This is a genomic window from Bacteroides caecigallinarum (assembly GCF_016901995.1).
GTDB classification, from domain to species: domain Bacteria; phylum Bacteroidota; class Bacteroidia; order Bacteroidales; family Bacteroidaceae; genus Phocaeicola; species Phocaeicola cellulolyticus.
In genome coordinates, this window is sequence record NZ_JACJLE010000088.1 from 1 (window position 1) to 6,613 (window position 6,613).

Consider the following 6,613-nt stretch of genomic DNA (forward strand, 5'->3'; position numbering starts at 1 on the left):
GTTTTGTCGGTATAATGTGTCATGTAGGTATAGATGTCGGAACCAATACCACAGCTCCAAAGATATTGATGGAACGTCTTGGCATGAGCCTTGATGAGGCTTCTTTTGCAACCAGCCTTTATTTCATCTTCAGGACTATCGGCTGTTTCTCCGGTTCTATTATCCTTCAGAAAGTTTCTGCCCGTTCGTTTTTCCTTATAAGTGTACTCTGTATGCTTGCTGCCATGGTTGGACTGCTGACTTCTGATGTCGATTCAGTGATATATACATCAATCGCTCTGATAGGTTTCGGCAATTCAAATGTCTTCTCAATAATCTTCTCCCAGGCTTTGCTTTCAATGCCAGAAAAGAAAAACGAGATATCAGGTCTGATGATAATGGGTCTTTTCGGTGGAACGGTATTCCCTTTGTTTATGGGATTTGCCTCTGATGCAGCCGGTCAGGACGGAGCTGTAGCTGTAATGACAGTAGGAGTGATTTATTTATTGATTTATACCATGAAACTTAAAAAATAACACATTATGAATGATTTAGTAGTAGGAATGGGTGAAGCACTATGGGATGTGCTTCCTGAAGGCAAGAAATTGGGTGGTGCCCCTGCAAACTTTGCATACCATATATCACAGTTCGGTCTTAACAGCCGTGTAGTAAGTGCCGTAGGCGATGACAAACTTGGCACCGAAATACTTGAAAACTTCCGTGAAAAGAAACTTTACGGAATAGTAGAGACAGTTCCTTATCCTACAGGAACCGTACAGGTAGAACTTGATGCCGAAGGTGTTCCTTGTTATGACATAAAGGAAGGCGTTGCATGGGATAATGTACCTTTTACTCCAGCTCTTGAAGATTTGGCTCGCCATACGCGTGCGGTATGTTTCGGCTCTTTGGCGCAACGTAGTGTCGTGTCTCGTGAGACAATCAACCGTTTCCTTGACGCTATGCCCGAAGGAGATGAAATATTGAAGATATTCGATATCAATCTTCGTCAGGGCTTTTATACCAAGGAAATCCTTTGCCATTCATTCAGTAAGTGTAATATACTTAAGATAAATGATGAAGAGCTCGTTACAGTGAGCCGTATGTTCGGATATCCCGGTATTGACCTTCAGGACAAATGCTGGATCCTCCTTGCAAAATATAACTTGAAGATGCTGATACTTACTTGTGGAGTGAACGGCAGTTATGTATTTACTCCCGGCAGTGTTTCATTTGTAGAGACACCGAAAGTAGTTGTAGCCGACACAGTAGGGGCAGGTGATTCCTTTACCGCTACATTTGTAGCTTCCATTCTTAAAGGAAAGTCAGTACGTGAGGCTCATGAGCTTGCTGTAAAAGTGTCAGCATACGTATGTACACAGAATGGTGCAATGCCTGTACTGCCGGATGTGTATTTGGATTAAGTTATAAGAGAATTCTATTATAAAATAAGACTTTTTGTCGTATAATTAGAAAGATTAGTATCTTCCTAAAAATGTTTCATGTACATATACAAATGTTGCATGAAACATTTTTTATTTTGTATGAAACATTTGTTATAAATCTTTGTTTTACTTCTTCATACATTTGCAAAAAACATAAACTACTAGAACAATGTGAATGCTATGAAGGCAGAACAGAAACAACTATTGAAGAGAATGAATTCGGCAGTACTATTACTTGCCATTGCATGTGCAACTTCTTATGCACAAGAGAAAAATGAAAACAGTGACAGCAAAAAGGAAGAAGCAAACAGAAACGTTATGCTTAATGCCGCAAGTGCTAACGGTCCTCGTGAAATCCAGATTGGTCTTCCTTCGGCCGATGTGAACGTTCTTGAAAACGGTATTCCCGTTACTTATGCTACAAACCCTCACAGTGTGAACTCTCTTTGGCGTGCTGATGCCAGCCTTAGCCATGTGGGATTGCTTAAAATCTCAGAAACAGCTGTGACTACAGGTAATATCGGTTATGCCGTAAACTCTTTTACTCAGCTTGGTCAGGATAAATTCAACGGTACTTTAAATTATAAGACCAATCACTTCGGAATGCAGGAAGTTTCGCTTAACCTTAACGGCGGACTTGGTAAAGGTTGGTTATACAGCGCCAGCATGTATCAGGACTTCGATCCGGGAACATTCGATATTAAGGCAACTCCGTTCCAGGACCGTACACAGATATATAAATTTGCAATCACAAAGAAATATAATAATAACAGAGGTGCTTTCACTGCACTTTATAATTTCTCAAAGAGCCATCCGGTATATACATTTGCCACTCAGTCTGCTCCATTCGTATATGTAGGCGACGGTAGTGTACGTGAATTCGGCGATTTTACTCTCGGTACTACATCATATCTTCCTATGGATAATGAAATGGTGTATCGTGACATGCGTACAGGAGAAGTGAAAAAGACTAACTTATACGATGCTACAGAAAATATCGGTCATGTAGTGACATTGATGAACGATTATTCATGGGACAACGGCTTGAACTGGAAGACAGTTATGAAGTATGATCATTCTACCGGTTCGCTGGTATATCAGTCACCGATGTCACTTGACAAAAACGAAGCAGGTATCAATTATCAGTACGAAGCAGCCGATGGAAGCATGCAGCCTTATACAGGCGAATATGTACAGAGCCGAATGTCATGTCTGAACCGTGGATTTATCGATTCATTCATGTTTACTACAGAGCTTTCCAGAAAATTGAGCAATGGTACATGGAGATTAGGTCTTAACGAATGGTATTACGATGTAGATTATAGCTCAAGTACAACAATGTACGATCAGTCTGTCCCTTCAGACGGCAGCTATCCTGTAAGACTGTACAATACAGATTATGCTTCATATGCTAGCCGCACATACTCAGGCAATGGTTATTATTACGACCTGAACAAAAATGCTTCGGAGTATTACAACGGATATGAAAACAAACTGGCACTTTACTTTACTCATGACTGGGATATCACAGATTTCCTGAATGTTTACTACGGTGCACGTCTTGAATATCAGGCATTGCGTGGTGAGAATGCAGCTGTAAAAGATGCATATGGTAATTATGTAGGACGCTTCGCAAATTATAATCTTGGTGCAACAGCTCCTGACGGTGTTACAAAAATTGCTGCAACTCCTATGAGCTATGACTGGTTGAACTATGCTCTTACTGCAGCTGCAACATATAAGTTGACAAAACAGTTCGGTTTCACAGGTGACTTCACTTACATCACACAGCATCCGAAGATTGAGAATTTCGCTCCGGCTACATTGCCTAACGTTGACAAAATTTCTGTACCTCTGGGACGTGCCGGAATATATTACAACAATGAATGGTTGAGTTTGACATCACTCTTCTCATATATTTCAAAGACAAACAATAACTCAACTTTGAATCTCCAGCATAAAACAGATGCAGGACAGACTGAAATCATGGCTGCTCCTCTGACATACGATATCAAGACATTGGGATGGACAACTGACGTTGTAGCACGTCCGTTCAAGGGATTTGATCTTCACTTCCTGTTCACATATCAGAAGCCGACTTATAAGAAGTATGAAACTTCAGTTACATTCTCAGACGGTTATGTAGGAAGTATTAATGCAACAGGAAATATCGTAGCTGAAATTCCACAGGTGATTGTTGAAATCGACCCAAGTTATATGATTACAAAAGACTTGAAAATCTGGACAAGCTTCCGTTATTTCAGCAAGACATATGCAAACATCAATGATGCATATTATTTCAACGGTCGTTGGGAAACATTCGGTGGTTTGAATTGGCAGGTTAACAAGAAACTGGCTCTTGGATGTACTGTAGTCAACTTCCTTAACCAGACAGGAGCAAAAGGTAGTATAGCAGGTGCTGAACTTATCGAAAAAGAAGATGCAGGACAGTATGCAGGACATGTAATGGCAGGTAGCTATATCCGTCCGTTCACTGTAGAATTTACTGCAAGCTTGAAATTCTGATAAAAATAGGTTATAGAAGTTGGTTCCTTTAACTGAATTAACTTCTATAATTTCAATAAATCCACTAAAAATAAACTAATTAAAAATATTCAACCATGAAAAAGATTATCAATCATCTGGCAGTGGCTATGGCAGCTGTTTCCTTTACTGCATGTCAGCCACAGAAGAGTGGTCTTACCTTTGAACATCAGGGTGATACTCTAACAATAGTACATATTACAAATCCTTCAAAATATCTTATCCTTCCTATTCAGGAATCTTGTAATGAGGGTAAAGTGAAACTTGATACAGGTAGTCCTGCAGATATGGCAATGGATGTTCGTCTGGCTGTTGACAGCGTAGAATATTACGTACCTTTCGCATTACCACAGGGAGTAAAGGAAGCAGTTGTTACTATCGGACGTGTAGCTGCCAATGCGGCATGCTGGGATAATATCTCTCTTGCTGATACATTCGATACATCGAATACTGATTATTACCGTCCTGAATATCATCACACTCCGCTTTACGGATGGATGAACGATGCTAACGGACTTGTTTACAAGGATGGTGAATATCATCTTTATTTCCAGTATAACCCTTATGGCTCAAAATGGGGAAATATGCACTGGGGACACTCTGTAAGTAAAGACCTGGTACACTGGCAACATCTAGACCCGGCTATCGCACGCGATACATTGGGACATATCTTCTCAGGAAGTACAGTTATAGACAAGAATAACAGCGCAGGCTACGGCAAAGATGCCATGATAGCATTCTATACATCTGCCAGTGACGAACACGGACAGATACAGTGCATGGCATATAGCAACGACAACGGACGTACATATACAAAATACGAGAATAATCCTATCCTTACTCCGTTTGACGGATTGAAGGATTTCCGCGACCCTAAAGTGTTCTGGTACGAACCGGCACAGAAATGGTATATGATAGTTTCTGCAGACAAGAACATGCGTTTCTATTCTTCTACAGATCTTAAGCAGTGGGAATACCTCAGCCAGTTTGGCGAAGGCTACGGTGTACAGCCTAACCAGTTTGAATGTCCAGACTTTATCCAGCTTCCTGTTGACGGCAACAAGGACAACATGAAATGGGTTATGATAGTAAACATCAATCCGGGATGTCCTTTCGGTGGTAGCGCTACTGAATATTTCATCGGTGATTTCGACGGAAAAGAATTCAAATGCGATACAGACAAGAGCGTAACTAAATGGCTTGATTTCGGAAAAGACCATTATGCTACAGTTTGTTTCTCAAATACAGGCGACCGTATAATTGCAGTTCCATGGATGAGCAACTGGCAGTACGCCAACGTAACTCCTATACGCCAATATCGTGGAGCTAATGCATTGCCAAGAGAACTTTCTCTTTATACCAAGAACGGCGAAATATATATGGCTGCAAATGTAGTGAAAGAAACTGAAGCTCTTCGTAAGTCAACACGCAATATAGAAAGTCTTTCTGTAGAAGGTGAAACTGTAATAGACAGTATAACTGACGGATTGAACAGCGGTGTTGAATTGGAAATGGATATCGTTCCAGGTAAGGCTCAGACAGTAGGTTTCGACATAATGAATGCCAAAGGTGAGAAGACAAAAATCTATCTTGATCTGAAATCCGGTCGTGCTGTGATGGATCGTACTGAAAGCGGTTTGATCGCTTTTGGTGAGAAAGCCGAACCACACTTCAAGGAAAATCATGACCGCCGCAAGACAGAATCTATAAACTATATCAATGATTTCGCTTTGGGAACATGGGCACCACTTTCATTGTGTGAAGGTAAGTCATATCATCTTAATGTTTTCGTTGACAAATGTTCTGTAGAACTTTTCGTTGACGGAGGACGTATAGCAATGACAAATCTTGTATTCCCGACAGAAGTATATAATTCTCTTCGTTTCTATACAGAGGGTGGTAAGGCAGAGGTTAAGAACTTGAGTATTCATAAATTAGGATTATAATAGTTATGAATACCACTTCACAAAATAACCTTTCCCGACTAATCCCTGTGATGCTCTGCTTTTTCGCCATGGGCTTTGTTGACCTGGTGGGAATAGCATCCAATTATGTGAAGGCAGACCTTGGCTTGAGTGATTCTCAAGCCAATATCTTCCCTTCCTTGGTATTCTTCTGGTTTCTGATATTTTCAGTACCGACCGGAATTCTGATGAACCGTATAGGCCGCAAGAAAACAGTACTGTTGAGTCTTGTAGTGACATTCGCTTCATTGCTCCTGCCTATATTCGGTGACAGCTATATGCTGATGCTCTGTTCATTCTCTTTGTTGGGTATAGGAAATGCTCTCATGCAGACATCATTGAATCCGCTATTAAGTAATATCATAAGCGGTGACAAGTTGGCCAGTTCTTTGACTTTCGGACAGTTTGTCAAGGCAATAGCTTCATTCCTGGCACCATACATCGCCATGTGGGGAGCTACTCAGGCCATGCCTACATTTGGTCTTGGCTGGAGAATTCTCTTCCCTATATACATGATAATAGCTGTTATAGCCGTACTTTGGCTAGGTGCTACTCCTATAGAAGAAGAACGTCCCGACAAGGCATCCGGTTTTGCCGATTGTCTTAAACTTCTTGGCTCTCCTTTCATCCTGCTTTGTTTTGTCGGTATAATGTGTCATGTAGGTATAGATGTCGGAACCAATA

General features: G+C 40.9%; 5 protein-coding genes. All 5 read left to right on the forward strand.

Annotated features, from left to right (window positions below; all coding sequences use genetic code 11):
- Positions 1-515, forward strand: a 515-nt coding sequence (locus H6A61_RS14745; RefSeq protein ID WP_204394645.1) for an MFS transporter, incomplete at its 5' end; no start/stop codon positions are given.
- Positions 516-521: 6 nt separating this feature from the next.
- Positions 522-1,400, forward strand: coding sequence for a carbohydrate kinase family protein (locus tag H6A61_RS14750; RefSeq protein WP_204394647.1), 879 nt, complete (start codon positions 522-524; stop codon positions 1,398-1,400).
- Between the two features lie 201 nt (positions 1,401-1,601).
- The gene (locus H6A61_RS14755; protein WP_204394649.1) at positions 1,602-3,947 is read left to right on the forward strand and encodes a TonB-dependent receptor; all 2,346 of its coding nucleotides are present in this window, start codon (positions 1,602-1,604) and stop codon (positions 3,945-3,947) included.
- Between the two features lie 95 nt (positions 3,948-4,042).
- Positions 4,043-5,911 (forward strand): GH32 C-terminal domain-containing protein, encoded by a 1,869-nt coding sequence (locus H6A61_RS14760; RefSeq protein ID WP_204394651.1) that lies wholly within the window; start codon positions 4,043-4,045, stop codon positions 5,909-5,911.
- A 5-nt stretch (positions 5,912-5,916) separates the two neighbouring features.
- The coding region (locus tag H6A61_RS14765; RefSeq protein ID WP_204394652.1) for an MFS transporter at positions 5,917-6,613 on the forward strand (697 nt) is incomplete at its 3' end.

What these genes read in the sequence shown, in the direction of transcription:
- H6A61_RS14760 (WP_204394651.1), top strand. Translation starts at nt 4,043, where the DNA reads ATGAAAAAGATTATCAATCATCTGGCAGTGGCTATGGCAGCTGTTTCC.
- H6A61_RS14755 (WP_204394649.1), top strand. Translation starts at nt 1,602, where the DNA reads ATGAAGGCAGAACAGAAACAACTATTGAAGAGAATGAATTCGGCAGTA.
- H6A61_RS14750 (WP_204394647.1), top strand. Translation starts at nt 522, where the DNA reads ATGAATGATTTAGTAGTAGGAATGGGTGAAGCACTATGGGATGTGCTT.